The following is a 26,757-nucleotide window of genomic DNA, read 5'->3' as shown; positions in this document are numbered from 1 at the left end:
TTATCAATCAAGTGCTGCAACAAACTCTGTGATCTTCAGATTGATGTCCGGATGTGATGTAAGAAGAGATACCGGGAAATCAGAAGTTGCTTCTCCATATGCTGCTCTTCGTACTACTGCCCGGTGCCAGTTTCTGAAACATCCCAGACGAATCTTCCTTGCATGTGAAATCTCATTAATTCCAATGGTAATACAATAATGAGGCATGTCTTCCAGAGCTCCATTAAAATCACCAATCGCATTAGCTGTTCTTGTTTCTTTTGTAATCTTAAGAACACGGGTTTTCTGAGCAAGAAATTCTTCATTTGTAAGGGATGGATCTGCTTCATTAAATGCTACATGACCATTAATTCCAATTCCACCGAAACAGATATCAACGCCCCCCAGTTTTTCAATCAGTTCAGAAATATATTCCGGATGATTCGGATCCGGAAATACTCTCTGATCTTCTGGCATTACCAATTCCGGGCGAACTTTATCATAAACTGTACGTTGCATGAAGCCTCTGAAGCTTAACGGATGATCTTTTGAAATCCATTGTTTCTCATCATCCAGATATTCATCCATGTTAATAAACCATACATTTTTCAGGCTGATATTCTGCTCATTAACCATATCTACAAAATATGGATACTGTCCTACAGGACCTACAGGACAGATAAATACTGTTTTTTCTCCCTTTTCGTTATGTTTTCTGATCTCATCCACCATTTCAACTGCCATAGAATGAAATACTTCTGCATTGTCTTCCATAACAATTACCGGAAGCTTCGGTCCATTACCCACTAACTCTTCCTTTGTATAGCTATAATAACTATGTCCCATATTGCTTTACTTCCTTTCATTTATTATCCAGCTCGTTACCTTTATTGTTGTATTTATTATAGTAGATAAAATTTTTTTAATCAACGAATTCCATGCAAATTTGCCTGGAATCTGCGCAAACGTTTTCTAAGAAATAATCATTGCTCTGAGGATTCCGGGACATTCATACTGACGTTTTCCGGCTCCAATCCCTATTTTCTTTATTTCAAATTCCTCCGGAAGCTTATCTTTCGTTCTTATTGCTGCCACAATAGCAGCACCTGTAGGTGTTACAAGTTCCCCCTCAACAGCTGTCACCTTTATACACAAATGATTTTCGCTTATCACATTCGCAACTGCAGGAACAGGAATTGGTAAAATTCCATGCTGACAGCGGACAGTTCCGCAGCCTTCATAAAGTACAGGTACAACTACATCCGTAATATCCAGATTATCCAGACAGACTGCCACAGATACAATATCTACAATGGAATCAACTGCCCCGACTTCATGAAAATGTACCTGCTCCACAGGCACATCATGTGCCTTGCTCTCTGCTTTTGCAAGAATCTCAAATATTCTCAAAGCAATCTTTTTTGCATTGTCAGTCATTGCACTATGTTCTATAATATGTGCAATTTCTTTCACCCCTCTATGTTCATGGTGATGGTGACAATGTGCAGTTTCTCTCTCATGTGCACATGCATGGTCTGCAATAACATGTTCATGTGTATGAATCTCAGACTCTCCCTCAGTATTCTCATTATGACCATGCAGATACTTCATATCATGATCATGGTTTTCATGATCTTTATCTAACATAACGTCAAAATCACAGGCTTTAATTCCGGATTTTACCACTTTGCCGGTTTTTATCTGAAACCCTGATACAGGAAGACTTTGCAGTACCCTGTCCAAAACTGCCTTATCCGCCCCCAGATCAAGAAGTGCACCGACAGTCATATCACCACTAATCCCTGAATAGCACTCTAAATACAATGTTTTCCCCATAAATTTAAGCACCTCCACTTTAGTTTTATGTACTCTATCAAAAATTATATAAGTTTTTACTTTTTTATCAATAACTTTGAGTTGATTTTGCATTCAAAGTACGCAAACGTTTTCCTTCTTTTTATTGGTTTTTTTATAAATTTACTGTATAATTAAAGTCGTTCAGAACCCCCCGGCGGGGTTCTGAACGACTTTTTTAAAACAGAAGACTCTGATTTTCTGTTTTGCACATAGTTTTAGAAAATAGTCGTATAAAATAGGTAATTGCGAAACTCGCGGTGCTCGTTCGTAACCTTGAACCAAAACAAGGAAGAATTCGCGAAGAGCACGACTTGTGGAATGAAAAATGGATAATCGCACATGTTAGGCGCACTTTAATAAGCTATGGACTTTATGAAAGTGGTAAGTCCTAAGCTATGAGTGGTTTTATGCTTCGAATATATTCGTGGTGATTGATCTTATCTGCGAGAACAACAGTAATAAGTTGTGTGATCCCGGCAAGAATCAGATCAGCATGCAGAGTCCTCTCATTTTGGGTTCGGCGTCCTGCAAGACAGAGATTGTCTTTGATGTGGTTGATATCTCTTTCGACAACAGTCCTGATTTTATAGGTATCATCCCATTTTTCGGTGCCGCGGATCGTTCCGGGATAAGCACGAAGATCCTTTTCCGGGTAGATGTAGACCATCCGCCCACATTTAGAAGAAGTACAAGGGTTGTCACAGAAACAATGACGATGGGATTTTTGAGTTGATTTATCATAAATCCATTTCATTCTTGGACAGACAAATTTATATCTTGTTACTCCACTGTGAAGTTTGGAAGTGCCTTCGTACTTCATTTGTAAAGAAGGATCATGGGGACAACACGGAATACCATCTTCATTGATGGAATAATCCAGATTTTCAAGTCCGGATCTTGCATTCAGCGGAATATAAGCTTTCGAGAAATGTTTGTCATTACCAAAAGTGTCACCGGTAAGAAGGCTCTTATAGAGTTGTGCGGTATCGAAAGCAGCATCACCCAGGAAGGTTTTTGGATTAATCAAAGGATGCTTGGAAAAGAAGTCCTTAAGTGTGGGGATTAAAAGCTTTGAATCATGAACACATTTATCTTCGTCAGGGGAATCGGATTTCTTTTCGACAACGATATCAGGATGTGAAGCCATAAAGTTTTTGTTATAAAAAGATATGTGGCGGATGATGCCCAATCCGTTAGTGACAATGCCGAACTTGAAGACATAGCAAAAATGCCCATTGATATAGAGCTGCTTAATCTCAGGATTAGCAGAAGCATGAGAAGGCATGGAACCATAGGCAGCTTTATAAGGATCATAGGATTTATCAAAGCCCTGAGCTTTCGCGTATGCCTTAAGCTGTTTGATGATCCTGTTAGCATACTTGGGATTATTTTCGGTAACAAATGCTTCTATGCCGGAAGAATCAAAGATGGTCATATCCGCTTTTGCAGAGTCAATCGCCTGACAGATAGGCTCGGTAACATCAACAAGGTTATCGAAAACAAGCTGGAGGTCATCTAAAAAATCCTGTTTGAATCGGGTGATTTTGGAAGCGTCTGGGACTTTAGTAAAACCACAGAATTCCCGAAGTGATTTTGAGTAAGCGAGAAAAGTCAGGAGAAGCTGATCCGTAGGGATAGAGAAAATACGTTGAATAATCAAAGCCCACAGAAAAGCTTGCAAAGGGTATTTACGGGTTCTGCCCGTCGATGCATAGAAATGATTTCTAAAAGAAATCGGAATTAACTCATCAATATCGATATGGGTTTCTAATAGAGAAAGAAAAGCAGGTTTGTCATTTTCAAATTTTTCATGGCAATCTGAAAAAATATCTGCCAAAGAAAGCTGTTTATATGGTATCATAAGTATCAGAATAACTCCTTTCTTGGATGTAGGTTTATAGTTTTTAGTCAACTCTATTATACCATATCCGGTGAGGAGTTATTTGTTTATAGGTAACAAAAAATGCCGTATTTATGCGGCTTGTGGCGTTTCGCAAACGCCTAATAGTCGTATAAAAGATTGCGGGGAGTTATTATGACATTAAAAGAAATTGCCAGGCAGGCAAATGTCTCTGTTTCTACGGTTTCCAGAGTAATAAACCAGAAAAATACAAAAGCGGCAAGTCCGGAAGTTCAGGAACGTATATGGAAAATCGTACGCAAAAGCGGTTATACTCCCAATGCAACAGCCCGAAGCCTCAAATTAGGACAAAAAGCTCAAATTCAGAATACAACGCCCAAATCCATTGCCTGTATTTATGCAAGAAGTAATTCCGCTGTTTCCGATCCATTCTTCTCACAGATTGCAAAAGCGATTGAACAGGAGGCCTTCAAGAGCAACTATTTTATCCGTCAGTCATTTACAGCCATGGATATTGCAAATCCCGATATGGCACGACAGCTTGCTCAATTTCCAGTAGACGGAATCGTAATTCTGGGACGATATGAGAAACAGCTGTTACGCTTCTTTACTCAAAATTATAAAAATGTGATTTATACAGGTCTGAATCCAATGGGAACCCAATATGACCAGGTAGTTTGTGACGGAAGTGATATTTCCTATAGTGCTCTTTCCTATCTTGTGGAGCTCGGACATACGAAAATCGGTTATGTAGGTGAACAGAATAATGAAGTACGTTTCAGCGGTTATAAAGATGCACTTGCCAAACTTGGGCTTCCGTTTTTGCAGAAAAATACCAGTAATGTACATCTTTCTGCAGATGGCGGTTACAAAGGTGCTAATATCCTGATGCACAATAAGGCAGATATCTCTGCAATTTTCTGTGCAAACGATACCACTGCCCTCGGAGTCATTCACGCATTAAAGGAAAAAAATTTTCGAATACCGGAAGATATTTCTGTTATCAGCGTAGATGATATAGAGACAGCTCAGTATCTTTCTCCCATGCTGACCACAGTACATATTCCTCTGGAGGAACTTGGAAGAATAACTGCAAAAACCCTGATCGACCGTATTAACGGCGGACATCGCCTTCCCATGCGTATCTCTCTTCCATTTTACATTGCCAAAAGAGACAGTTGCGGAAAACTTAACAGAAGACGTAAGACTTTTGCAAGTCTTCCTCCTCAGTAATAGAAAAGACTCCCGGCAGCACTTCTTCCTGCCGGGAGTCTTTTCTTTAATACTATAACTGCTTCGCAGTTTGAATCAGGCAGATATTCGCAATCTGCTCCTCAGTTTTCTTAAATTATTTCAATACAATAGCCTGTGTCAGGTGTCTCGGTGAATCTGCATCCAGATTCTTGCTGTCTGCAATATAATATCCCAGAAGCTGTCCGATAAATCCGATGATCGCACTGTACTGCATATCATTCCAGCCTTTATCCATGGAATATACATAATCAGCGATCTGATCAAAGGTATCTCCCAGTTCTCCGCCAAGAACTGCAACTGTTGCACCGTAACTCTTCATCTGCTCCATAAGTGCTTTGTCACCATCTCTGCAGGCTTTATTGCTCAAGCACACGATCAGTGTATTTTCATCTACAAGACTCATTGGTCCATGACGGTATTCCAGATCATAATATCCTTCAGAATTGCTGAGTCCCATTTCTTTCATCTTATTCATACATTCATTGGCGACACCATAATAAATACCCTGTCCAAGAATAATGTAGAGATTCAGGTTTTTATGCTCATTCATGATTTTTGTAGAAAGTTCATCCATTTCTTTCAGAACCTTTTCAGAATATGGAGCATAATCTTTCATTGCAGCAATTTCATCTTTCTTACCGCCTACATACATAGCCATGATAACAGCCATATATAACATACTTGTAAAAGAACGTGTCATGATAACACTGTCTTCAGCTGTATCCGGTGAAAGAATGTAATAGTCATTATATTTTTCACTGTCTTTGTCACAGGTAATAGCCAGTGTAGTAACCTGAGGATAAGTACGAACTTTATCAATAGCCATTCTTACTTCTGTAGTATAGCTTTTTCTGGTGATCGGAAGGATCAGCACATTTCTTCCTTCTTTTACATAAGTTTCCGGGAAATAATACAGCTCAGAGCATGGAACTCCCTTTGACGGAATTCCTGTATAAGTGGAAAATGCTGCTGCTGAAGCCTGTGCCAGATAAAGAGAAGTTCCACATCCTGTAAAGATCAGCTCATCATATTTTTTCTCACTGAAGAATACCTTGTCCAGAGTTTTGAAAATATCCTCCAGAGTATCATTGACAGCCTGAAAAGAAGCCGGCTGCCGGTACATTTCTTTATAGGTCAGTTCACTGTTTTTTTTCATTTATATTTCCTCCTGAATTTAATTTTCCCTTGTGATTTTATTTTAATTGCTTTTATCTTCTCAGGCCTTTCCTTCTGAACCTGCAAGACGGATGATCTTTTTGATGTCTTCTGTCAGAGCATCATTTGCAAGCTGTGACAGTTTCCATGAATGTCCCTGATGATTTGTCTTCAATGCTTCTTCATAATGTTCTACATATTTATAACGGATTTCTGTACCAAAGTTGATCTTCGCAACACCAAGCTTAATAGCTTCTTTGATGATATCTTCTCTCATACCTGTACATCCATGAAGAACAAATGGAATATCTGTAAATTTCCTTACTTCTTCCAGAACTTCCAGTTTGATATCCGGTTCACCCTTATAATATCCATGAGCATTTCCGATTCCGATAGCCAGGGAATCCGGCTGGCACAGATCCAGGAACTGACGGACCTGCTCCGGATTTGCTACATTTTTATTCTCCATCTGAGCACCGGCTTCATCTAATCTTAAAAGTTCTCCGATTTCTGCTTCTACAGGAACGTCGAAACATTTTGCCACTTTGATCACTTCATTTGTAAGTCTGGCATTTTCTTCGATCGGTTTTGTGGAACCATCGATCATCAGGGACGTAAATCCATTCTTTAATGATTTCATGCAGATATCAAAGCTGTCACCATGGTCCAGATGGATCGCGATCGGTACACTTACTTTATTTGCACACCATTTACATACTTCTACAAACCAGTCATCTCCGGAATATGCTCCTGTAGCTACATAATGAGCCAGGATCGCAGGTGAATGCATTTCTTCCGCTGCTCTGCAGATTGCCCAGATAATATCATAGTTTCCACCCTGTGTGTTCATTGCAGGCACTGCATAATGTTCTCTTCGTGCCTTTTCAAGCATTTCCTTACTTGTAACTAACATATTTTCACTTCTTTCCCCTGCTCCCGGCAGGTTATATTTATTTATCTTTTCATTACTGTTTACAATAACATTTTTTCCCTGTGCTTTCCCTGATGACCAGTCTGGCTGTAAAGCTTATTTTTTTATCCACCCCATCATGACGAATCAGTGACAGAAGTGCTTCCATTGCAGATTTTGCCACTTCTTCTTTCTGTATCTCCACTGTAGTAAGAGCCGGGCTTACATAATTACTTATAAAATCATTATCAAATCCAGTCACCATCAGATCATCCGGGACTTTTCTCCCGGTTCTTCCTGCCACAGAAAGTGCCACTGCAGCCAGATTATCATATCTTGCCACTATTGCATCAACAGAAGGATTTTTTTCCAGCAGTAACTGCAGCCTCTTTTCCAGTTTTTTTATATCCTCACATCCGGAAATCCTCTGCTCCTGTGCAAAAGTAATTTCTGATTCTTTTATCTGATCAAAAAATCCCTTCCAGTGAATATCCCTGTCACATTGTTTTCCTGTTTTATCAAGATAAACAAAATTTCGGCATCCGTTTTTCACAAGATGTTTGACACATTCTCTGCTGCCTTCATAAAGCCCTGTATCTACCACAACCGTATCCCGAAGATCACAGCTGATCTCCCTGTTTAAAAACAGTACCATAGGGATTCCTGACTTCACCAGAAGCTTCAGTTCCCTGTCCGTTACACCGGAAGCACTGACAAATAAACCATCAAACTGTCTGCTTAGAATCTGACTTACAAACTCATCTTCCTCCTGGCTCTCACAAAGAGAGATCATATATCCCCGTCTGTAAGCATCCCTGCTCATCTGGCTTACCAGTTCGGAAAAATAACCACTGCTCAGTTCTTCTGCAAGAAAAAGAATCTGCAGGCTGCCTTTTCCGTGAAGAGCCCTTGCAATATTGTTGGGATGATACTGAAGTTTTTCCACAACCTCAAGAACACGCTGCCTTTTTTCCTCTTTCACATAACGATTTTTGTTAAGTACATAAGAAACTATTGTTTCCGACACTCCTGCTTCTCTTGCAACATCTTTTCTTGTTACTTTCTGTCGTCCACTCTCCACTGTTCTGTTCCTTTCCGGATGACTTTCTTAATATACACACGAGTGTATATTTTTTTCAAAGATTACACAGACATCTCTGCCTGTGTAATCTTTCTTATTATTCTGCGCAAGCTTCTTCCATTACATCGAAAAGAACATAATTATCAACTGGTGTTTCTTCACAGTCACCGCTCTCAACAAATGATTTCTGCTGCAGTTCATAATAGCCTTTGACATCATCCATATGATCCCTGATGAATTCACTTGTTGTCCAGTCTGCTACTTCTACCTGATCAAGAAGGGAATTTTTTTCAAGTTTAATCTTGTCAGCAATCCAGCCGCACACTTCATCATCATGGCTGTGGTCTGCACGATAGTCAAATCCTTTGTAAAGAGCTCTTGCAAATCTTACAAGTACGTCATGATTTTCTTCAGCATATTTCGGCATTGCAATCCAACTTGCAAGAGATACAGTTTGATCAATAAATGTTTTGTTATCTGCCAGCTGTACACCATCATCTCCAAGTTCCTCAAGAACTTTCAAAGAGTTCGGTACCCATGTTGCACACGCATCAACACTGCCAGAAAGCATTGCTGTTACAATGTTTGTTGCATCCATATCCATTGCTGTGATATCATCCATCGTCATACCTCCTTTTGCAAGGGTTTTATTCAGGATATCTTCACTGGATGTTCCTGAAGAATAAGCAATTGTTTTTCCTTTTAATCCTTCAATTGTATCTGTTCCTTTTTCCTTACTTCCGATTACAGCATCACCATTAGATACATGTGCAAGTGCAAAGATATCAGCTTTACCGTTGATGCAAAGTTTGTGGGCTCCCTGTCCGATGTATCCAACATCAATAGATCCAGATTCCATAGCCTGAATGATTGTCGGTCCATCGGAGAACTCTGTAAGCTGTACATCAATATTCTCATCATCAAAATATCCAAGTTCAATTGCAGAGATAAGACCATTTAAACTTGCATAATCAGGCATATAAGCTACATTTACAGTTACTTTTTCCGGTTTTTCTTCCTCTGTTGCTGCACTTACGCCCATTGCTCCGCCACAAATGACCATAGATGCGGTTACTGCCATTGCTGCTAACTTTTTCCATGTTTTTCTCATAGTTCTACTTCCTTTCTTTTCCATTTTTCAGGGTAGTATTTAATATTTTCTCTTTATTCTGAACCGTTCCATACCGGCAACGGCCAAAATTCATTATTTTCTTACTTCCAGATACTCCTGATATACCTGACTCCAGATATGATTTTTCAACTCCATAAATCTCGGACTCATCTTAGTTTCCTGATCACGTGGATACGGAATATCGATATCTACGATATCTTTGATACGTCCAGGTCTGGCACTCATAACGATAACTCTCTGAGCCAGAATGATCGCCTCATCTACATCATGTGTGATGAAGAAACATGTTTTTCTTTCACTTTCCCATGTTTTCAGAAGTTCTGTCTGCAGCTGGGTTCTTGTCTGGGCATCCAGAGCTCCGAATGGCTCATCCATAAGAAGAACTTCAGGTTTTACAGCATAGGCTCTTGCAATTGCAACACGCTGTTTCATACCACCGGAAAGTTCCTTCGGATAATGATTTACGAAATCTTCAAGCTGTACCATCTTGATATATTTCATTGCGATTTCTTTTGCTTCAGCATCGCTCTTGCCCTGCAGTTTCAATCCAAACATAACATTTTTCAGAACTGTCAGCCATGGGAACAATGCATACTGCTGGAATACAACGCCTCTCTCTGTACCTGTTCCCTCGATCTTTTTGCCGTCAATGTATACAGCTCCACTGGTTGGAGTATCCAGTCCTGCGATAATATTCAGCAATGTAGATTTACCGCATCCGGAAGGTCCTACCACACAGATAAATTCATTTTCTTTAATATCAAGATTAACTCCGTTTAATGCAGTCATCTCGCCCTTACGGGTCTGATAAATCTTTTTAACGTTATCAATCTTAAGTTTTGTCACTCTCTCTTCTCCTGCCATCCTGTTAACCTTCCTTCTAAGAATTTAATGATTTTTTCCATTACCAGTCCGATGATACCAATGATGATGATATACATCAGCATGCCTGCTGTTTCAAAACTGTTTGCCAGAGAACGGATTCTCATTCCAAGTCCGGCAGTAGCTCCTGTTGTTTCTGCTGCGATCAATGTTGTCAGTGCAACGGAAATACCAAGTCGAACAGCTGTTAAAATAAACGGGGTTGTTGCCGGGAAAATAACTTTTACAAATATATCTCTGTCTTTTGCGCCAAGAACTCTGGCTGCTTTTACTAAAGTATTATCAATGTTTCTTACACCCTGATAGATTGTAACTGTCATGATCAGGAATGTTGCGATCCAGATAACGATGATCTGTGGTTTTCTACCAACACCAGCTGTAATAACTACCAACGGTACATATGCCAGAGGTGGGATGTTACGAATAAACTGAATCCATGGTTCCAGAACTCCTCTGACCGGCAGGTACCATGCCATAAGAAATGCAATCGGTACTGCGGTTATAAAGCCGAGTGCAAATCCGGCCAGGATTGAAATCATTGAACTACAAAAATCCTGTCCCAGTGCCCCATTATCAATCATTCGTTTGGCTGCCTCAAGAATAGCCGGAATAAATGGGAAGCTTCGTGCTGTTTTTGGATTAATGGATAATGCATACCATAACAGGATTGCTGCTGCAAGGGAAATCAGTACCCATGCCCATCCCGGGATAGACTGCATTACTCCTTTTTTCTTTTTTTCCATAGTTACTCTCCTTTCAATGGAACATTTTCATTTTTGTTTTGTATATTTTTCGTTTTAAAGATAATCCTTGAAATTCAGGAATTCCGGAAGTGGATCTCCGATCAGCGGGCGACACCAGTCAACAAATTCCTGTGTTACATCGTTACCTCTTTCATTTATAAAATTGTCAGGCATCTTCCGTTCATAAAGCATAACTTCTTTGATAGGAACAAGCTTTGTTTTCATCTGATACACCGTTCCCGGGACCCGTTCAAAACCTACCATCACTCCGCTGTTTCCTTCAACAGCACTCCTCAGTGCAACTGTGCCAGCCTGTCTTGCTTCTTCTCTGTCCACCGGTGACTGAAGTGCTACAGAAGCTCTTCCGCAAAGTCCGGGTTTTTCGCTTCTTGCTTTTACGCCAAGTTTCTTAACTACCAGATTCGCAAGATGTGAACTTACATCTCCATAATAAACAGCTCTTTCTGATTTAAAGATCGGAGGAACAATAGATTCTCCATTTGCATCATGAAGTCCCTCACTTACCAGAACCACTACTCCACCCTGTTTTTTCTGAAGCCTTGATACATCTTCAAGAAACTCATCTTCATTGAAGTTTCGTTCCGGCAGATAAATCAGGTGAGGTGCATCTCCCTGTTTCCTTCTGGCCAATGCCGATGCAGCTGTGATCCATCCGGCATTTCTTCCCATGGCTTCCATAATACATACATGAATGGGAAGAGATTTTACATCTTCACCAACTTCCTGGGTAGAAGCTGCAATAAATCTTGCCGCACTTCCATATCCTGGTGAGTGATCTGTCATTGCGATATCATTGTCAATCGTTTTTGGAATTCCAACAACTTTGATATCCTGATCCTTACAGACCTCATAAATATGTCCGCATGCATCCATAGTTCCGTTTCCGCCATTCAGAAGAACATATTTAATATCATGTTTTTTAAAGATATCCACCATTTTTTCATAATCTTTTTCATATAGAGGATATCTAGAAGATCCAATTGCCGAAGCAGGTGTATGCAAAAGAAGTTTCAATTTTTCATCATCAAACGAAGTCAAATCTATGAAAGTTTCTGAAAAAATTGCTCCGGTTCCACCAATCGCTCCGTAAACTTTTCCAACCTCCGGATTTCGTTTTGCTTCTTCGATCACACCGTAAAGGGATGCATTGATGACTGCTGTAGGCCCACCTCCATGTACCACTAATACATTTTGTGACATATTCCGCTTTCCTTTCTATTGTTTATTGTGCATCTTACAATAAACTTTTTATTTTTCTTGAATATGTTTTATTCAATTTCACTTTGTACTCTTATCTTAACATATTTTTACAAAAACAAAAGCACAATTAGAGAAAACGTTGTCTGGATATTTTGTATAATTTGCCATGTTGTTTTTTGTCTATTTTTTATTATTATTTTATATTATTCTTTATTTTTTCATCCGTTTTCACTTTTTTTCAAATATCCGTCCAAATTTTACAGGTTTATAGAAAACAAAGAGATCAAAAAGACGTTCATCTTTTTGATCTCTTTGTTTTTTATTGTTATATGTCTGATTAATTTGACTATTTGCAGTCCGTCATTACACAAACGTTTGCTTTATCATATAGTGATTTACGCTTTTTTTACAGCGCTCAAAACCACATTTGCCACACCACACAAAACCATTGCCAATATAGGATTTATTTTAAATTTACGAAGCAGCACCAACGCGATCACAAAAAATATGATCATTTCCACACATACATTCTGGCGTATAAGATTTACAGTACCATCAATGAAAAATGCAGAAATTAAAATCGTTACCCCTGCTTTGGCGATCATCGATACAACTGCCGGTCTGAGAGATGCCAGTGTTCCCTGAAGTAAAGACATATTCCGATACTTCATATAAACATATGCCAGCAAGGTTACAATAATACAGGAGGGAAGAATACATCCCAATGTAGCAATTATTGCACCTAAGATTCCCGCTATCTGCATCCCTACAAAAGTAGCAGAGTTTACTGCAATCGGTCCCGGCGTCATTTCAGCGATCGTTATCAGATTCGTAAATTCGCTCATTGAAAGCCAGCTGTGCAGATTCACCACCTGTTCCTGTATCAGCGGCATTGCGGCATATCCTCCTCCAAAACTCAATGCCCCGACCTGGAGGAAACTTAAAAAAAGCTGAATATAGATCATTTTTCCCTGCCTCCTTTTACTATTGTCCGTACCATTCCAAATACAGCTACCAAAAGTATTATATAGATAATGTTAACATTCAGGAAATAGCTGAGACAAAAACTGATGATCATTATCACCACATTCACCCAGTCCTTTGACTTTACAACATTTTTCCCCATATCATACACTACGGACATAATAACTGCCCCAACTCCCGCAGTCATTCCTTTTAATAATGCCGCAATATAATAATTGGAACAAAACGCATCATAAAATACAGAAATAACAGATAAGATCACCATCGGAGGAATGATCGCTCCAATGACAGATACCAGCATTCCCGGTATGCCGGCAAGCTTATACCCCACAATAATCGCTCCGTTTACTGCAATCGCTCCAGGTGAAGACTGGGCGATCGCAACCAGATCCAGCATTTCATCTTCTTCGATCCAGTGATAATGATCCACAAATTTTTCTTTCAGCAAAGTAACAATTACATAACCGCCGCCGAAAGTAAATGTGCTGAGATACAGACATGCAAAAAATAATTTTCGCAGTACATATCCTTTACTTTTTGTTTTTTCTTCCATTTTATTTCCCCCATTTTTTAATGCATTCTATAGATTCTATATTTTATCTTATCATGTACTAAAAAAAATTCACTTCATTTATCAGCAAACGTTTGCTTTATATTTTCATACATTTCTTATATTGCATCTGTATTTTTGTCTTTGAATCAACTATACTTGTGTTAACAATATAGCTGTAAATTCATACAGCAATCTGACATCCTGGTTCTGACATAAGTATCATAAAACACTGCACCCCAAGAAAGGAGGTCTCCTATGACGCTGAGAGAAATTGCAGCAGAAGCAGGCGTATCGATTTCAACAGTCTCACGTGTAATCAATCAAAGTACTAATAGCCCCGTGAGCAGGGAAGTTCAAGACCGTATATGGGAAATAGCCAAACGTACCAATTATATTCCAAGACATTCAAAAAAAAATACTGTAGAACCTGATTCATCTTCCACAGAACCATTTCGTTCTATTGCCTGTCTCTTTGCACGGGTTCCGGATGGAGCATCTGATTATTTCTTCTCTACATTGGCCAAAAATATTGAACAGGAAGCATTCCGTCATAACTATATTTTAAAGTACACATTTTCTGCTTTTGATATCGATGATCCTTTTACTCTACAGTTAATTGCCAGCAATGATATTGACGGCATTGCCGTTTTGGGTCGTTGTGATAAAGAGCTTTTGAAATTTCTGAAAAAACATTTCCAGTATGTTGTTTATTCCGGTCTGAATAATCTGGATGCAAAATATGATCAGATTATCTGTGATGGAACACAAATCAGTTATGATGTCGTAACCCGCCTTATAGAACAGGGTCATAGAAAAATCGCTTACATCGGCGAAACACAGAATGAAAACCGGTATGTTGGATACTGTTCTGCATTGACAGATGCAGATATTTCTGTCAGTCCCAAATACGTCTCTAACATTGTTCATTCCACAGAAGAGGGATACAAAGGTGTCTGCCATCTTCTTAAAAGCGGCTGTGATGCAACTGCTTTCTTCTGTGCTGATGATATTACGGCAATCGGTGCAATGAAAGCTATCAAGGAATACGGTCTTCGCATTCCCGAAGATGTATCCGTTGCCAGCATTGATGATATCGATACAGCACAATATCTGATTCCCTCATTAACAACAGCACACATTCCTCTTGATGAAATGGGAAAAATGGCAGCCAAAATACTGATTGACCGTATTGAGGGCGGTCATGAAAAGCATTTAAAAATATTATTTCCTTATGATATCATCGAACGTAAGAGTACTGCTGCCTTCCGTAAAATCCATGGCAACCCTCAAAAATAATTTGCTTATAGCAATCCTCGTAAATAATGTATCTTAATCCAATTAATTCTGCAGTGGATGAACGCAAAAAAGAAGGTGCAAACCACATTTCTATGATTTGCACCTTCTCTTATTCTATATCAGTAGTTCAATCTCAGATAAAACTCTTTCAGCAATCAGTCTTATCAGCCTTCCTGTGATGACTGTCAGTTCTGTGACTCACGCCTTTCTCTACTCATATTTTCGTCATCCAGACTTTTAACTCTATTTATGATAACTTACTCATAACAACAGACCTTACAGATGGCATCACTTTCCACAACACTCCACAATGGTTTTCTCCACATCTTCTATCTGGAAAGGTTTTGCCAGGTGTGCAGTCATGCCGGCTGCGAGACATCTTTTGGCATCTTCCTCAAATGCATTTGCAGTCATTGCAATGATCGGAATTGTTTTTGCATCTGCCCTGTCCATGGCACGTATGGCTTTTGTTGCTGCAATACCATCCATAACAGGCATCATGACATCCATCAATATGGCATCAAAGGTTCCCGGAGGATTATTTTCGAAGTGCTCCACTGCCTGTCTGCCGTTTTTTGCAACTGTAACCTTTGCACCGTCATCTGTCAGCAGCATTTCTATGATTTCAGCATTAAGCTCATTATCCTCGGCTGCCAGCAGATGCAATCCACGAATATCATATTTCTCAGCAATTTCCTCATCCTTTTTCTGTTCCTGGGCAATCTCAAAGGGAATGGTAATGACAAACACAGATCCAACTCCCACCTGACTTGTCACTTCAATACTTCCATTCATCTGCTCAATCAAGCCTTTAGTGATCGCCATTCCCAGACCGGTTCCCTGATAAACACTACGGGCATCTGTTTTTTCCTGTGAGAACGGATCAAAAATATGACTCAGGAACTCCGGACTCATCCCTATACCTGTATCAGAAATCGTCCATCTGTATGTACAGATTCCATCATGTACATCTGCAGCCTCCATTACCGTAGTGATCTTTCCTCCCGGCTGGTTATACTTAATACAGTTTCCATAGATATTCAGAAAAATCTGGCGAAGATGCAGTGAACTTCCATAGACATAAGGATAGGGAACATCCTCCTTATTTTTCTCATAAATCCACTGAATATCCTCATCTGCTGCCTTGTGAGTGATAATACTCTCAATCTCATAGACCAGATCTTTGAGGCAGATATATTCATGAGTCAGAACAATATGACCTTCCTCTATTTTACTCATCTGCAGAACATCATTGATAAGGGAAAGCAAATAATCCGCTGCTATCTTCATCTTTTTATGATTTTCCTGTATCAGTTCCTTATCCTCAAAATGAGTCTCGTCAATCTTTAACAGACCAATAATACCATTCAGAGGTGTCCTGATATCATGGCTCATACGGCTGAGGAAATTCGTTTTTGCCCTGCTTTCAGCACGCATCTCATTGAAGGCGTGCCTGTTCCTGCTCATCCCGTTCATGTCTCTGTGTGGTATCCTGCAGCAGAATGATCGCATAAATCATAGGCACCTCCGCAAGGATTTCTGTATCAAACACCACCATTCTGGTCATAAGAACTGTTTTCTGTACCCAGCGGATACTTCCATCATCTTCGCGGGCACAATATTCCACAGACATATTTGTTTCTCCGTTCTCAAACCTCTTACGAAGCTTTTCACAGTTATCTGTCATGCAGTAACCGGCAATTGTTTCCTGGGTGATTTTTTCTCATATTCCCAGCAATAATCCCGATAAGAACATGGAAGCGGGTAGTCCATAAAAAGTTCCCGGCTCTTCTGTTCTTTTCCATTCAGTACGACCCTTCTTTCCAGAGCATCCTTTGTCAGATTTACTGTATAGATCACATCTGACAATTCCAGAAGCGCATCCACATAGCTGTCATTTTCCAGGATTGACTGTTTCAGTTGTTCATAATAGAGCTGAAGCTGCTCTTTTGCACCTGTCTGACCTTCAGAAGTCTTTCGGATGGTTTCAAATGCCAGAAGAAAATGATGCAGCTTTTTGTCTTCATCCCAGTCCACCGGAATCAGTGTAAAGCGGTTATATGCCCCCTGTTTTCCGATATTATACTCATATTCCAGAACATCTTTCTTCGTATGCATCTTCTTTTGAAGTTCCGAAATCTGCAGTCCTTCGCGGATATCTGCCTGACTGGATTTTTCAACCTGTTCCTCTATGATCTGTTCCACTGCTCCGGAATATGCACCATCAGAGGCCAGGAAAAAATTTTCACTGGAACGAATCGCCCGATAGGTATCCATCCTGGCATCACAATACAGACAGTCTGAGAAATTACTGCCATGCTGATTAAGCAGCTTTAACAGCTGATATCCCTGATGCTTTTCTGCAGCAGCTTCTTCCCTTTTTACATGATTCTTATTGATATACATGTTTTTGTCTGCGCAGTTAAACAGTTCTCTCATTGTACTTCCGGGAAAATCGCTGGCCAGTGCAAAGCCTGCTGCATAGCTCAGGGGAGTATCCGGATACACTTTGGATTCCTCTCTCATATCTCTGCGCACCTTTTCAAGGCACTGTGTCATCTGTTCCCTGTCCAGTCCATGGGTAACTGCAAGAAACTCATCTCCACCTGCTCTTCCCACAAACTGCTCTGCCGGCATGGAAGCCCGCAGACAGATGGCAAATCTACGGATATAGGCATCACCGGCTTCATGTCCTCTGCTGTCATTAATACGCCGGAGATTATTAAGATCAAAACTGCAGACACCGGTATCTGCATCCGGTTCTGTCTCACTCAGCAATTCTTCACATTTATTTTTGTTCGGAAGTCCCGTCGCATCATCCAGATATACCTTTCGCTGCAGTAAACGGTTCATTGCAGCATATTGTATTGCTTTTATGAGCTCATATCCGATCAACAGCATCAGCACAACTATATCTGCTGTGATATATTTCTCAAGCAATGATAAGGAAGTGGCTTTTTTCTGTGAATATTTTTCGGCCAGACCTGTTGCTTCATCACAGATCACAAAAAACTTCTCACTTTCCGGAATAATATCTGTGTTCCTGGCCCCTTTGAACCTCACAAGATGAATTTTCTTATACAGGTCAGAGAATTTATCATCCAGTTCCTGCATTTTATTCTGAAAATCAACATCATCGAGACGCACAAGATTTAATTCATCATCTCCGTTTCGCAAACCGTCAATAAAAGTTCTTATCTCACGGATCATCTCATTTTCCTGCTGCGTGGAAAGCTCGAGTTTTATGAGTCTCTGTGTCTCTCCCCTGACTAAACCGGTATAATTTACAATACGGGCCGTTCCCTGAATATCTGAGACAATTCCCATCATTATGATAATAAGGATAGCCAGAATAACTGCCAGAACACCAATACTGACCTGAATAATACTTGATTTCTTTTTCTTATTCTTTACTTCAGACATGGCCCTCCCCCTTTTGTTTTATTTTGGAAAAATACTTTCTGCATTCTAACTATTTTACCGTACTTTTTCCGTTATGCCTACCACAAATTTATTAATACTATATCGATTCCATAAAATAATGCTACCTTTTCGGAACCATATGGTTCTGTATAGTTGCAGTAATGCATATTAATCAAGAAGCTTGCTATAAATTTCCAAACAGGCATCAAAAACACCCGGCAAAATTACTTTTCATAATCTGCCGGGTGTTCTCTTTCGCCCTCTCTGTATAGATTATTAATAATGTCTTCCAGACGGTCGAAGTTATATTTTTCTTTTTCAGTTTTTTATTTGACTGCTCCGGTAATACCTTCTGCAAACTGTTTCTGTAATACAAAGAATACGATCATTGTGGGAATAGAACAGAACAATACACCGCACATCAGCATACCATAATCTGTCACATAGCCTGTGATCAGGTTGGCGATCAGCATTGGCATGGTCATTGCCTTGTTGTCTGTCATGATTACCTTTGGCCACAGATAAGAGTTCCATGCATTCATAAAGGTAATAACAGCAGCTGCTGCATATGTAGATTTCATTGTAGGAATGAACATCTGGAAGAAAATCCTTACTTCATTGAGTCCGTCAATACGTGCAGCTTCAATAATATCAACCGGGAATGATCTGGCATTCTGACGGAACATCATGATCATAAACGGCGTGGAAATAATCGGAAGGATAAAACCTACTGCTGTATTCAAAAGTCCTGCCTTGGAGAACATTTTGAATAACGGAACCATAGTTGCAACCTGCGGAACCATCATAGCCAGAAGCAGGATTGAAAATACTCTGTCTTTCCACTTATCATGGTAAACTTCAAATCCGTAACCTGCGATAGAGCAGACCAGAAGACAGATCACTGTAGTAAGGATTGCATAAAAGAAAGAGTTTCCAAGTGCTCTCCACAGTGGCTGCTGGGATGTAAGATTACGGAAGTTTTCCATAAAATAGCTTCCCGGAATAATTCGTCCACGTGATACATCTGTGGATGTATTAGTTGCGGCTGAAATCATCCAGTATAACGGGAATACTGAAATAAATGACACGATGATCAGAAAAATATAGGTTGGAATCAATCTTCTCTGAATGGCTGATTTGTTTTTCTTAGTCACGTGTATCACCTACTTTCAAATTAATAAATGCAAGTACAGCTACCATAATGAATATGATAAATGACATTGCTGCTGCATATCCAAAGTTTGGTACGTTAATAAAACATGTATTGTAAATATAGTGGGACATTGTGATTGTTGAGTTTGCCGGTCCACCCTTTGTCAGGTTAACAGACTCATCGAACAACTGCAGTGTACCATTAATTGACATGATAAATGTCATAATAATTGTCGGTTTCAGAAGCGGAACAGTAATCTTCCAGAAAGTCTTCCAGCCATTGGCGCCATCAATCTTGGCTGCTTCATATACAGAATATTCAATATTCTGAAGTCCTGCCAGATAGAATACCATGTTATATCCGGTCCATCTCCAGATCAGCGCAAGGATAATTACAATCTTGGCACTGGCGGAATTTCCCAGGAAATTATAGCCGGTAGATAAGATCCCAAGTTTGATCAGAATACTGTTGATCAGACCATCTGTAGCAAACATGGAACGGAAGATCAATGAATAGGATACCAGGGATGTTGCACATGGCAGAAATACACAGGTACGGAAGAATCCCTTAAATTTCAAATCTTTGTTATTCAGAAGCTGTGCCAGAAGAATTGCCAGTATCAGCATGATCGGCACCTGAATGATCAGATACAGGAATGTATTTACAATAGACTGCTGAAATACCTTGTCTGCCAGAATACGTTTATAGTTGCTGAAGATCGGATCTGCAAATCTCATATTTGCTCCGGCTCCGGTCTGCAGGGAAATGATAAATGCACGTATCATTGGATAAAAGCTCATGATCGCGATCATGATAGTTGCAGGAGCCAGGAACGTCCATCCTGCTGCCCTCTGCTTGCCAAGCAGAGACATACCTTTTTTCTTAGAATTCACGTGAACTCCTCCTTTCAAAAAACTCTGTAACTGTTCAGCATTTTGCCGGACAATTACCAACTCTTTGCAATAAGATGGGGGACTGCTGGCAGTCCCCCGCACTTACCTGTTTTCATTCACTTAATCACTGTCTACAGATTGCTTCACAGTTTCACTGTTCCCGCAGTCCTGACATCATCTGATCCTGCGATCAGAATTTATTCAGTCATCTTGAATGCCAGAGTATCCTGAGCTTCCTGAAGGGCATCTTCTACAGGTGTGCCGTTTACGATATTTACAACTGCTGTGTTGACGCATTCTCTTGCTTCATAATGATACGGTGTTTTTGTGAACTCCGGAATATGAGAAGAGTATTCTACAATTGTGGAGAAGATTGGCTGTCCACCAAAGAATTCATTTGGCTCGTTGTAAACCTTAGATTCACCTGCCGGCAGATAACAGGAGATTGCACCTGCTTCCGGAAGGATTGCATCATAGAAATCTGTGCTGGAACCAAATGTACTTGCAAGGAAATCTTCTGCAAGTTCTACATTCTGGCAGTTGGATGTAACATACCAGGAAGATCCACCATTGTTTGCATAGTTTGTGGCTGTGTCAACATCGTCTACTTTAGGCATTGTTGTGATCTGCCACAGACCCTTCTGATCTTCTGTAGACATCAGAGTAGCTGTGATCCAGTTACCATTTACAATACCTGCTGCCTCACCGCCTGTAATAGTAGCGATATATTCATCCCAGTTATTTACAAGTTTAACAACGTCATTCTTAACCAAATCTACATAAAGATTGATGCATTTCTCTGCAACTTCATTGCCTACGATGTAAGCTTCGCCATCTTCGTTTACGAAGTTAGCTCCGCAGGACTGCATCATCATCATCAGAGTATCGCCACCTGTAGCTTCACTTGTAAGAAGATATTTTCCGGTTTTTTCATGAACATCTTTACCGATTTCCATGAACTTGGACCATGTGATATCTGTCAGATCATCAATAGTATATCCTGCCTCGTCAAGGATATCTGTACGATAGCATGCAATAACAGCACCATTATCAAACGGAACACCATAGTGTGTATCATCTACCATGGAATAGGACTGTTTCAGTTTACCAAAATCATCCCAGTTAATGTTGATATCTTTCAGATCTGTGAATGCATCCGGATAGCTCTTCAGATATTTCTGATAGCTGTTGTCCTGCATAAGAACGATATCAGGAAGTGTGCTGTAATCGCCTGCATTTGCTGCTGTTGTCAGTTTAGTCTGGCAGTCATCAGAAGATGTCTCTACGATATCTACAGAAAATCCCTCATGATCTTTTGCATACTGATCTGCTGCGATCTGCATGGATTTGATGTTGAAGTTCTGATCCCACGCCCATACAGTTAACTTGTTGTCATCATCAGATTTCGCAAAAACAGCTGTAGCTGATCCTGCAAAGGATGCTACCATAGCACCGGTCATTAATACTGCGAGTAATTTTTTTCTCATATTTATATCCTCCTTTATTAAGCTTATTCTTTCTTCCGAATCGCTTGTAAGTTGATTATAGCATCCGATTTTCAGGTATAGTTTGCATAACCGCACACATAATGTGCAATTTCGACCATTTTATGTATTTTGCACTATTAAAAATATTTAAAAATATATTTTTTGTTCACTTTCTCATTTACTATGTTTTTACTATGTAATTTTAATAACAAAGGCCACTTTCATGGACAAAAAAATATATATTTTTGTCTTTAAAAATGACCTTTGTTATTTTTTCATAAATTTTCCGTTCAATTTTTGTACATATTTTACAGTTTTTAATTCATTTTATGCAAAATAGACTTTTTCAGGATATTGTGTTTTCATCGCATGAAGCAGTTCCTCATTAAGATCAAGAAGCAGTTTTATTTTGTGCCCGTCTTCCCGGATGATCATTGTATAATAAGGAGTATCTTCATCATAAGAGGTATAATCGTATTTTTTCAGCTTCTCCGTTCCACCATTCTTTTTGTACCTTGCAACACTTTCATGCCAGTGCGGTGCCACTGTCTCCAGATTACTCAGTTCCAGTATATGAGCTGTTTTGCGATACTTCTTGCCATAGATCACATCTATTTCAAACTGACCGTTTTCCATCATGTATTCATAATCCTTCTGACTGAATATATCAAAGACAAAATACAGCCCCGCAAGCAGAAATCCCGGAAGCATAAATGCCTGGGAAATCGTGATTCCCATAACCACAAAAAGCACTGCAAAAATAATCATTACCACACACAGGACTCCGGACATACTCTTTTTCTTTCTTGATACCTGCTCCACAATCTTATAGTTCATAACTTTTTTACCATCCTTCCTCTGAATGAATATCGAAATCCAAAAGCTGCTGTTCATAATTCTCCGGCCGTTTTCTCCATTCAACCGGAGTCACTCCCATTATCTGTCTGAAGTTCCGGTTAAACGTTGAATTGGTCGTGAAACCACATTTGTGCGCAATATCTGCCACCGGTATATCTGTTTTCTGCAGAAATTCACAGGCAGTATGAATCCGCACAGAATTAATATACTCCAAAGGACTTACTTTCATATGCGATGTAAATACTCTTCTGAAATGAGTTTCACTGATGTGACAGATTTTCGCCAGGTCCTCAATCCGAATGTCCTCCATATAGTGATAAGAAACAAAATCCAGTACACGGGTGATCATATTTGTAAGTTTCCCTGTTTCCTCTTCCACCCTGTCTTCCGGTGAAACCCGGTTCAGTCTGGCAATTTCTACTAGTAATGCCGCAAGAACTCCACTGGATTCTTCAATATAAAATTCTTCTCCCTCACGCATGATATTCATGATCTTAAGAATTTTTGCAGCTATAGAGGGGGACTCATTCTCTTTCAGAAATAAAGCCTTAGAATATATTCTCTGAATCATTTTTTCAGCCTTTACCGGATTGTTCAGAAATTTTTTCATGAAACCTTCCACATCTATGAAAAGATACTCCCATTTACTGACCGTACCCAGATCACTGTTAGTCGTATGAGCATAATTGGGTGGAATCACCGTAAATTCTCTTCCCGAAAACCGCATTTTAGCCTCACCAAACGCCATAACTCCATCCCCTTCGTAACAGAAACCAATCTCCAGATAATTATGAAAATGAAGATAATCCACATCATTTCCATAATTCTGAACCCACTTCTGTCCCAGAAGAGCCAGGATCGGACTTCCGGCAGGCATCTGGTAATAGCGGAATTCCATCTTCGGTTTTTTTCTCTTCTTTGCCATACAGTCACCTCATTTTCTGTTCTGTATTTTCACAATATGATTCTACCAGTTTTTTATATATTTTTCGATATTTTTGTACATTTTTTAATAAAAACATACAAAAATACCTGGCAGACTACTTTTTATAATCTGCCAGGTATCCCTTTTCCATATCTGTTATTATCAATCTTTTTATTCACAGGCTCATGGCTGAACCCGAATAATTTTGACTGATAGCAGTTCTATACATACCTCTAGTACAGCGTTTCGTAAATAACTATACCAATCGCGTAGGATGCGGATTCGAGTGTGCTGGTATAAAAACGCAGGCGTAGCGGGCTACGCTGAGGCTTTTAGACCTGTGCAATCGGATTCGCAGACAAGTGAGTGGTATAGTTATTTCGAAAACGATGTACTAGTATCACTTTATTTTCTTCATGATTGTGGTTTTCTTCTGATTCCACACTGGATTGCATCTGTCGGACAGACTTTGCGGCATCTTCCACAGCGGATACATTCCAAACTGTTGGAGTTTTCCACAGGGTCTACGATCATCTGGCAGGCTTTTGCACATTTTCCGCATTTTATACACTTATCCTTATCCACTCTGTATTTATACAGGGAAACAGGATTAAAGACGGAATAAAATGCCCCCAGAGGACAGATATATTTGCAGAACGGACGGTAGATTAAAATGGAGAGAATGATTGTTATGACAAGGATCACATTCTTCCATATGTACAGCCAGCCCAGTGCACTGCGCATGGATTTATTCAGAAGTACCAGCGGCAGTCCGCCCTCCAGTGTTCCTGCCGGGCAGATCAGTTTGCAGAAATAGGGTGCCCCCTGTCCCATAATATCCACCAGAAACAATGGAAGCAGAATTACAAATACTGCGAAAATCACATATTTCAGCTTACGAAGCAGCTTGTCGCCTTTGAATGTGCGGATTTTCTTAGGAAATGGAATCTTATTCAGCAGATCCTGAATCAGTCCGAAGGGACAGAGAAAACCGCAGATCAGCCTTCCCACCATAGCTCCGATGAAGATAAGAAATCCCACCACATAATAAGCCATCTTGAAATTCCAACTCCCTATCACAGCCTGAAGAGAACCGATAGGACAGGCGCCAACAGCACCGGGGCAGGAATAGCAGTTCAGGCCCGGAACACAGGCATTTTTCAATTTGCCTGTGTAAATTTTGCCTGTGACAAAGCCGGTAACATGACTGTTTGTAATGAACGCCCACAGTGCCTGGATTCCGTGGCGGGGCCACTCATTGATCTTCATATTTTTTGTGTTTTGTTTCTTATTACTTTTGTTATCGCTGTTCTTTTTATTACTCATGATAATTTATTTTCTTTCTATTCATATCTTATCCACAGACTTATCTTATGACAATGTTTCAGTCAGACGGATATTTGCAACCTCCGCAGGGGAACTTACCTGATTCTGTTAAATCATCCAATTCCCACACATTCCATACAGATATTAATGGCTTTTGTAAACACCACTGCCAGCTCTCCGCGGGAAATCCCATATCCCATAAAGCAGACTCCCACAAGCATAAGAATCACAGCCGGCCATTTACTGTTCCATATTTTGCTGTTTTTTAATTTATTCATTTATTTTCCCTCTGTGACATTCTCCAGCTCTTTTTCCACGATCTCTTTCCACTCGTCCAGACTGTGGCTTCCGGAGTAGGTCTCACCTACAATATTTCCGTTTTTGTCAACAAAGAAGGTTTCCGGGAAAGCAGAGATTCCATTGAGACGTCCGTTCATCATTCCGGAATCCGGGATCAGGAATGGATAAGATGCCTTTGTTTTCTTCTGAAGTACCTGAGCCTTTTTCACTGCTTCCTCATCCTGCTTTCCACCACTGCCTACTGTATCCAGTGTCACGCCTACTACTCCCACACCTTTATCCTTCATCTCCTGATAAAGTTTCTCCAGATCAGGAATCTCATTGACACATGGAGAACACCAGGTGGTGAAAATATTTACCATAGTCAGATCATATTTGCTGAAGATATCCTGTGTGTAAGTTTTTCCATCAACTCCTGTTGTTTCAAATTTACCTACATTTGTTCCTTCAGTCGCCTCTGTACTGTCAGAAGTATCCTGTGGCTGGTCAAATGCAGAGAGATTCTGGAAAGGAGTCATTTCTGTAAGTGTTACCTCAATCCCCTCCACATCCTTTAACAGGTCTGCATCTGCATCCTTGTTTGTGCTGAGATAATATTTATATTTACCGTCACTGCTGGTACCCAGTTCTTTATGCTCTGTACAGCCGGTAATCGTATCCAGATCTTTCTGGGATTCCTCATCATACATTCCGATCACACCTACTCTGCTGAGACTTTTCAGCCAGTCGTCATATCCGGTGCCCATCTTGTCCACCTCTGCATTCTTCTGCTCATCTGTCAGGGTGCACCAGCTGGCTGTGGCATATGTGACTGCATCTGCATTGTCATTCCATCTCTCATCTGTGAACATGGAAATGTTCTTCTTCTCCATCTGCTCTTTCAGGTCTTTGGAAATCCCTAATTTCATTCCAAGGAATGGATATTCATAAGTATCCTGTGCCGGCTGAGCAATCTCTGACGGTTTGAAAGATCCTGCGATCAAGCCCTCGGAAGCTGCCACACTGCCATCTTCTGCTGCCTGAGCATCCTTTCCATCCATCTGAACCGCACCTGCACCGGCTTCCTCTGCAGGCACTGAAAGAGTTTCCTCTGCATGTGCAGTTACAATACCTCCCATAGATGTCACACTTAATACACCTGCTGCAAAAATCGCCATTAATCTCATTCTTCTGTTTTTCATTATAAGTAAGCTCCCTTCATTTTTTACTGTTATGATTTTTATATTACTTTTAAGCCAAGCCGATAAAAACATACACTTCTCTACCTGCTCCTAACCAAATAACTGCTTCACAGTTTAATTGGTTAATTCCTTATGTCTGTCCGCAGATTTGGATTTTGTCCCCGCATAACAGGCATCGTTTTATTGATATGCACACATTATAGCATCTGAGAAATAAAATCTGTGTTAAGAAAATAACTTTTTTCAAAATTTTATTTCATGGCCAGTCACAGACAAATCTGAAACTTGGTGACATGCTCTCGC

General features: G+C 40.0%; 24 protein-coding genes and 1 pseudogene. 2 read left to right on the top strand and 23 right to left on the bottom strand.

What is annotated here, in order from left to right; all coding sequences use genetic code 11:
- Positions 1-3 precede the first annotated feature (3 nt).
- From AC075J_RS15630 to AC075J_RS15620, 3 genes and pseudogenes are all read right to left on the bottom strand, one after another.
- A complete protein-coding gene (locus AC075J_RS15630; protein ID WP_055200288.1) occupies positions 4-825 on the bottom strand; it encodes a sugar phosphate isomerase family in 822 nt (273 codons plus the stop codon).
- Between the two features lie 132 nt (positions 826-957).
- Positions 958-1,815 (bottom strand): annotated as a pseudogene (gene larC / locus AC075J_RS15625) (nickel pincer cofactor biosynthesis protein LarC); the annotation flags it as partial.
- 409 nt (positions 1,816-2,224) lie between these two features.
- Positions 2,225-3,697: an ISNCY family transposase gene (locus tag AC075J_RS15620; RefSeq protein WP_055200932.1), complete on the bottom strand. Its 1,473-nt coding sequence runs from the start codon at positions 3,695-3,697 to the stop codon at positions 2,225-2,227.
- A 174-nt stretch (positions 3,698-3,871) separates the two neighbouring features.
- Between AC075J_RS15620 and AC075J_RS15615 the strand changes: the two genes are divergently transcribed.
- The gene (locus AC075J_RS15615; protein WP_055200290.1) at positions 3,872-4,930 is read left to right on the top strand and encodes a LacI family DNA-binding transcriptional regulator; all 1,059 of its coding nucleotides are present in this window, start codon (positions 3,872-3,874) and stop codon (positions 4,928-4,930) included.
- Positions 4,931-5,045: 115 nt separating this feature from the next.
- On the opposite strand, the gene AC075J_RS15610 is transcribed toward AC075J_RS15615, so the two are convergent.
- The 9 genes from AC075J_RS15610 to AC075J_RS15570 all read right to left on the bottom strand — a co-directional run bounded on the left by AC075J_RS15610 (position 5,046) and on the right by AC075J_RS15570 (position 13,612).
- Positions 5,046-6,107: an SIS domain-containing protein gene (locus AC075J_RS15610; protein ID WP_055200293.1), complete on the bottom strand. Its 1,062-nt coding sequence runs from the start codon at positions 6,105-6,107 to the stop codon at positions 5,046-5,048.
- 60 nt (positions 6,108-6,167) lie between these two features.
- Positions 6,168-7,019: a class II fructose-bisphosphate aldolase gene (locus AC075J_RS15605; protein WP_025578020.1), complete on the bottom strand. Its 852-nt coding sequence runs from the start codon at positions 7,017-7,019 to the stop codon at positions 6,168-6,170.
- A gap of 52 nt (positions 7,020-7,071) precedes the next feature.
- Entirely contained in the window at positions 7,072-8,097 is a 1,026-nt protein-coding gene (locus AC075J_RS15600; RefSeq protein ID WP_055200295.1) for a LacI family DNA-binding transcriptional regulator, read from the bottom strand.
- Positions 8,098-8,194: 97 nt separating this feature from the next.
- On the bottom strand, positions 8,195-9,208 hold the full coding sequence (locus tag AC075J_RS15595; protein WP_055200297.1) for an ABC transporter substrate-binding protein: 1,014 nt from the start codon (positions 9,206-9,208) through the stop codon (positions 8,195-8,197).
- A 93-nt stretch (positions 9,209-9,301) separates the two neighbouring features.
- The gene (locus tag AC075J_RS15590) at positions 9,302-10,093 is read right to left on the bottom strand and encodes an ABC transporter ATP-binding protein (protein ID WP_055152213.1); all 792 of its coding nucleotides are present in this window, start codon (positions 10,091-10,093) and stop codon (positions 9,302-9,304) included.
- A complete protein-coding gene (locus AC075J_RS15585) occupies positions 10,072-10,854 on the bottom strand; it encodes an ABC transporter permease (protein ID WP_055200299.1) in 783 nt (260 codons plus the stop codon). The genes AC075J_RS15590 and AC075J_RS15585 overlap by 22 nt, the downstream gene beginning before the upstream one ends.
- A gap of 54 nt (positions 10,855-10,908) precedes the next feature.
- Positions 10,909-12,075 carry a diphosphate--fructose-6-phosphate 1-phosphotransferase gene (locus AC075J_RS15580; protein WP_055200301.1) on the bottom strand — a complete coding sequence of 389 codons (1,167 nt, stop codon included), beginning with the start codon at positions 12,073-12,075 and terminating at the stop codon, positions 10,909-10,911.
- A 395-nt stretch (positions 12,076-12,470) separates the two neighbouring features.
- Positions 12,471-13,040: a chromate transporter gene (locus tag AC075J_RS15575; protein WP_055200304.1), complete on the bottom strand. Its 570-nt coding sequence runs from the start codon at positions 13,038-13,040 to the stop codon at positions 12,471-12,473.
- The gene (locus AC075J_RS15570; protein ID WP_025578007.1) at positions 13,037-13,612 is read right to left on the bottom strand and encodes a chromate transporter; all 576 of its coding nucleotides are present in this window, start codon (positions 13,610-13,612) and stop codon (positions 13,037-13,039) included. Before AC075J_RS15570 ends, AC075J_RS15575 begins: the two co-directional genes overlap by 4 nt.
- Positions 13,613-13,867: 255 nt before the next feature.
- Here AC075J_RS15570 and AC075J_RS15565 point away from each other — a divergent pair, with 255 nt between their 5' ends.
- Entirely contained in the window at positions 13,868-14,908 is a 1,041-nt protein-coding gene (locus AC075J_RS15565) for a LacI family DNA-binding transcriptional regulator (RefSeq protein WP_055200306.1), read from the top strand.
- Positions 14,909-15,196: 288 nt separating this feature from the next.
- Here AC075J_RS15565 and AC075J_RS15560 read toward each other — a convergent pair whose 3' ends face one another.
- The 11 genes from AC075J_RS15560 to AC075J_RS15510 all read right to left on the bottom strand — a co-directional run bounded on the left by AC075J_RS15560 (position 15,197) and on the right by AC075J_RS15510 (position 26,454).
- A complete protein-coding gene (locus tag AC075J_RS15560; protein ID WP_226839656.1) occupies positions 15,197-16,375 on the bottom strand; it encodes an ATP-binding protein in 1,179 nt (392 codons plus the stop codon).
- On the bottom strand, positions 16,347-16,595 hold the full coding sequence (locus AC075J_RS15555) for a hypothetical protein (RefSeq protein ID WP_226839655.1): 249 nt from the start codon (positions 16,593-16,595) through the stop codon (positions 16,347-16,349). The genes AC075J_RS15560 and AC075J_RS15555 overlap by 29 nt, the downstream gene beginning before the upstream one ends.
- Positions 16,592-18,331, bottom strand: a complete 1,740-nt coding sequence (locus AC075J_RS15550; RefSeq protein WP_226839654.1) for a GGDEF domain-containing protein — start codon at positions 18,329-18,331, stop codon at positions 16,592-16,594. Before AC075J_RS15550 ends, AC075J_RS15555 begins: the two co-directional genes overlap by 4 nt.
- Before the next feature lie 326 nt (positions 18,332-18,657).
- Positions 18,658-19,485 (bottom strand): carbohydrate ABC transporter permease, encoded by an 828-nt coding sequence (locus AC075J_RS15545; RefSeq protein ID WP_173706455.1) that lies wholly within the window; start codon positions 19,483-19,485, stop codon positions 18,658-18,660.
- Complete coding sequence (locus AC075J_RS15540) at positions 19,478-20,377, bottom strand: carbohydrate ABC transporter permease (protein WP_055054104.1); 900 nt, start codon at positions 20,375-20,377, stop codon at positions 19,478-19,480. The genes AC075J_RS15545 and AC075J_RS15540 overlap by 8 nt, the downstream gene beginning before the upstream one ends.
- Before the next feature lie 197 nt (positions 20,378-20,574).
- On the bottom strand, positions 20,575-21,864 hold the full coding sequence (locus tag AC075J_RS15535; RefSeq protein WP_055054103.1) for an ABC transporter substrate-binding protein: 1,290 nt from the start codon (positions 21,862-21,864) through the stop codon (positions 20,575-20,577).
- Between the two features lie 327 nt (positions 21,865-22,191).
- A complete protein-coding gene (locus tag AC075J_RS15530) occupies positions 22,192-22,701 on the bottom strand; it encodes a hypothetical protein (RefSeq protein ID WP_025577999.1) in 510 nt (169 codons plus the stop codon).
- Positions 22,702-22,708: 7 nt separating this feature from the next.
- Positions 22,709-23,647: a helix-turn-helix transcriptional regulator gene (locus AC075J_RS15525; RefSeq protein WP_022380179.1), complete on the bottom strand. Its 939-nt coding sequence runs from the start codon at positions 23,645-23,647 to the stop codon at positions 22,709-22,711.
- Positions 23,648-24,061: 414 nt separating this feature from the next.
- The gene (locus AC075J_RS15520) at positions 24,062-24,973 is read right to left on the bottom strand and encodes a 4Fe-4S binding protein (protein ID WP_476390480.1); all 912 of its coding nucleotides are present in this window, start codon (positions 24,971-24,973) and stop codon (positions 24,062-24,064) included.
- A gap of 113 nt (positions 24,974-25,086) precedes the next feature.
- Positions 25,087-25,251, bottom strand: a complete 165-nt coding sequence (locus AC075J_RS15515) for a CD1871A family CXXC motif-containing protein (protein WP_022380177.1) — start codon at positions 25,249-25,251, stop codon at positions 25,087-25,089.
- Entirely contained in the window at positions 25,252-26,454 is a 1,203-nt protein-coding gene (locus tag AC075J_RS15510; RefSeq protein ID WP_476390479.1) for a TlpA family protein disulfide reductase, read from the bottom strand.
- Positions 26,455-26,757 lie beyond the last annotated feature (303 nt).

Source organism: Blautia sp. ZXY-1-C6 (genome assembly GCF_056339875.1).
This window is presented reverse-complemented; position numbering and strand designations above follow the sequence as displayed.

Excerpts from the sequence above, each read along its gene's own strand:
- AC075J_RS15630 (WP_055200288.1), bottom strand. The coding sequence starts at position 825 with ATGGGACATAGTTATTATAGCTATACAAAGGAAGAGTTAGTGGGTAAT.
- AC075J_RS15620 (WP_055200932.1), bottom strand. The coding sequence starts at position 3,697 with ATGATACCATATAAACAGCTTTCTTTGGCAGATATTTTTTCAGATTGC.
- AC075J_RS15615 (WP_055200290.1), top strand. The coding sequence starts at position 3,872 with ATGACATTAAAAGAAATTGCCAGGCAGGCAAATGTCTCTGTTTCTACG.
- AC075J_RS15610 (WP_055200293.1), bottom strand. The coding sequence starts at position 6,107 with ATGAAAAAAAACAGTGAACTGACCTATAAAGAAATGTACCGGCAGCCG.
- AC075J_RS15605 (WP_025578020.1), bottom strand. The coding sequence starts at position 7,019 with ATGTTAGTTACAAGTAAGGAAATGCTTGAAAAGGCACGAAGAGAACAT.
- AC075J_RS15595 (WP_055200297.1), bottom strand. The coding sequence starts at position 9,208 with ATGAGAAAAACATGGAAAAAGTTAGCAGCAATGGCAGTAACCGCATCT.
- AC075J_RS15590 (WP_055152213.1), bottom strand. The coding sequence starts at position 10,093 with ATGGCAGGAGAAGAGAGAGTGACAAAACTTAAGATTGATAACGTTAAA.
- AC075J_RS15585 (WP_055200299.1), bottom strand. The coding sequence starts at position 10,854 with ATGGAAAAAAAGAAAAAAGGAGTAATGCAGTCTATCCCGGGATGGGCA.
- AC075J_RS15580 (WP_055200301.1), bottom strand. The coding sequence starts at position 12,075 with ATGTCACAAAATGTATTAGTGGTACATGGAGGTGGGCCTACAGCAGTC.
- AC075J_RS15575 (WP_055200304.1), bottom strand. The coding sequence starts at position 13,040 with ATGATCTATATTCAGCTTTTTTTAAGTTTCCTCCAGGTCGGGGCATTG.
- AC075J_RS15570 (WP_025578007.1), bottom strand. The coding sequence starts at position 13,612 with ATGGAAGAAAAAACAAAAAGTAAAGGATATGTACTGCGAAAATTATTT.
- AC075J_RS15565 (WP_055200306.1), top strand. The coding sequence starts at position 13,868 with ATGACGCTGAGAGAAATTGCAGCAGAAGCAGGCGTATCGATTTCAACA.
- AC075J_RS15560 (WP_226839656.1), bottom strand. The coding sequence starts at position 16,375 with ATGAGCAGGAACAGGCACGCCTTCAATGAGATGCGTGCTGAAAGCAGG.
- AC075J_RS15555 (WP_226839655.1), bottom strand. The coding sequence starts at position 16,595 with ATGACAGATAACTGTGAAAAGCTTCGTAAGAGGTTTGAGAACGGAGAA.
- AC075J_RS15550 (WP_226839654.1), bottom strand. The coding sequence starts at position 18,331 with ATGTCTGAAGTAAAGAATAAGAAAAAGAAATCAAGTATTATTCAGGTC.
- AC075J_RS15535 (WP_055054103.1), bottom strand. The coding sequence starts at position 21,864 with ATGAGAAAAAAATTACTCGCAGTATTAATGACCGGTGCTATGGTAGCA.
- AC075J_RS15530 (WP_025577999.1), bottom strand. The coding sequence starts at position 22,701 with ATGAACTATAAGATTGTGGAGCAGGTATCAAGAAAGAAAAAGAGTATG.
- AC075J_RS15525 (WP_022380179.1), bottom strand. The coding sequence starts at position 23,647 with ATGGCAAAGAAGAGAAAAAAACCGAAGATGGAATTCCGCTATTACCAG.
- AC075J_RS15520 (WP_476390480.1), bottom strand. The coding sequence starts at position 24,973 with ATGAGTAATAAAAAGAACAGCGATAACAAAAGTAATAAGAAACAAAAC.
- AC075J_RS15515 (WP_022380177.1), bottom strand. The coding sequence starts at position 25,251 with ATGAATAAATTAAAAAACAGCAAAATATGGAACAGTAAATGGCCGGCT.
- AC075J_RS15510 (WP_476390479.1), bottom strand. The coding sequence starts at position 26,454 with ATGAAAAACAGAAGAATGAGATTAATGGCGATTTTTGCAGCAGGTGTA.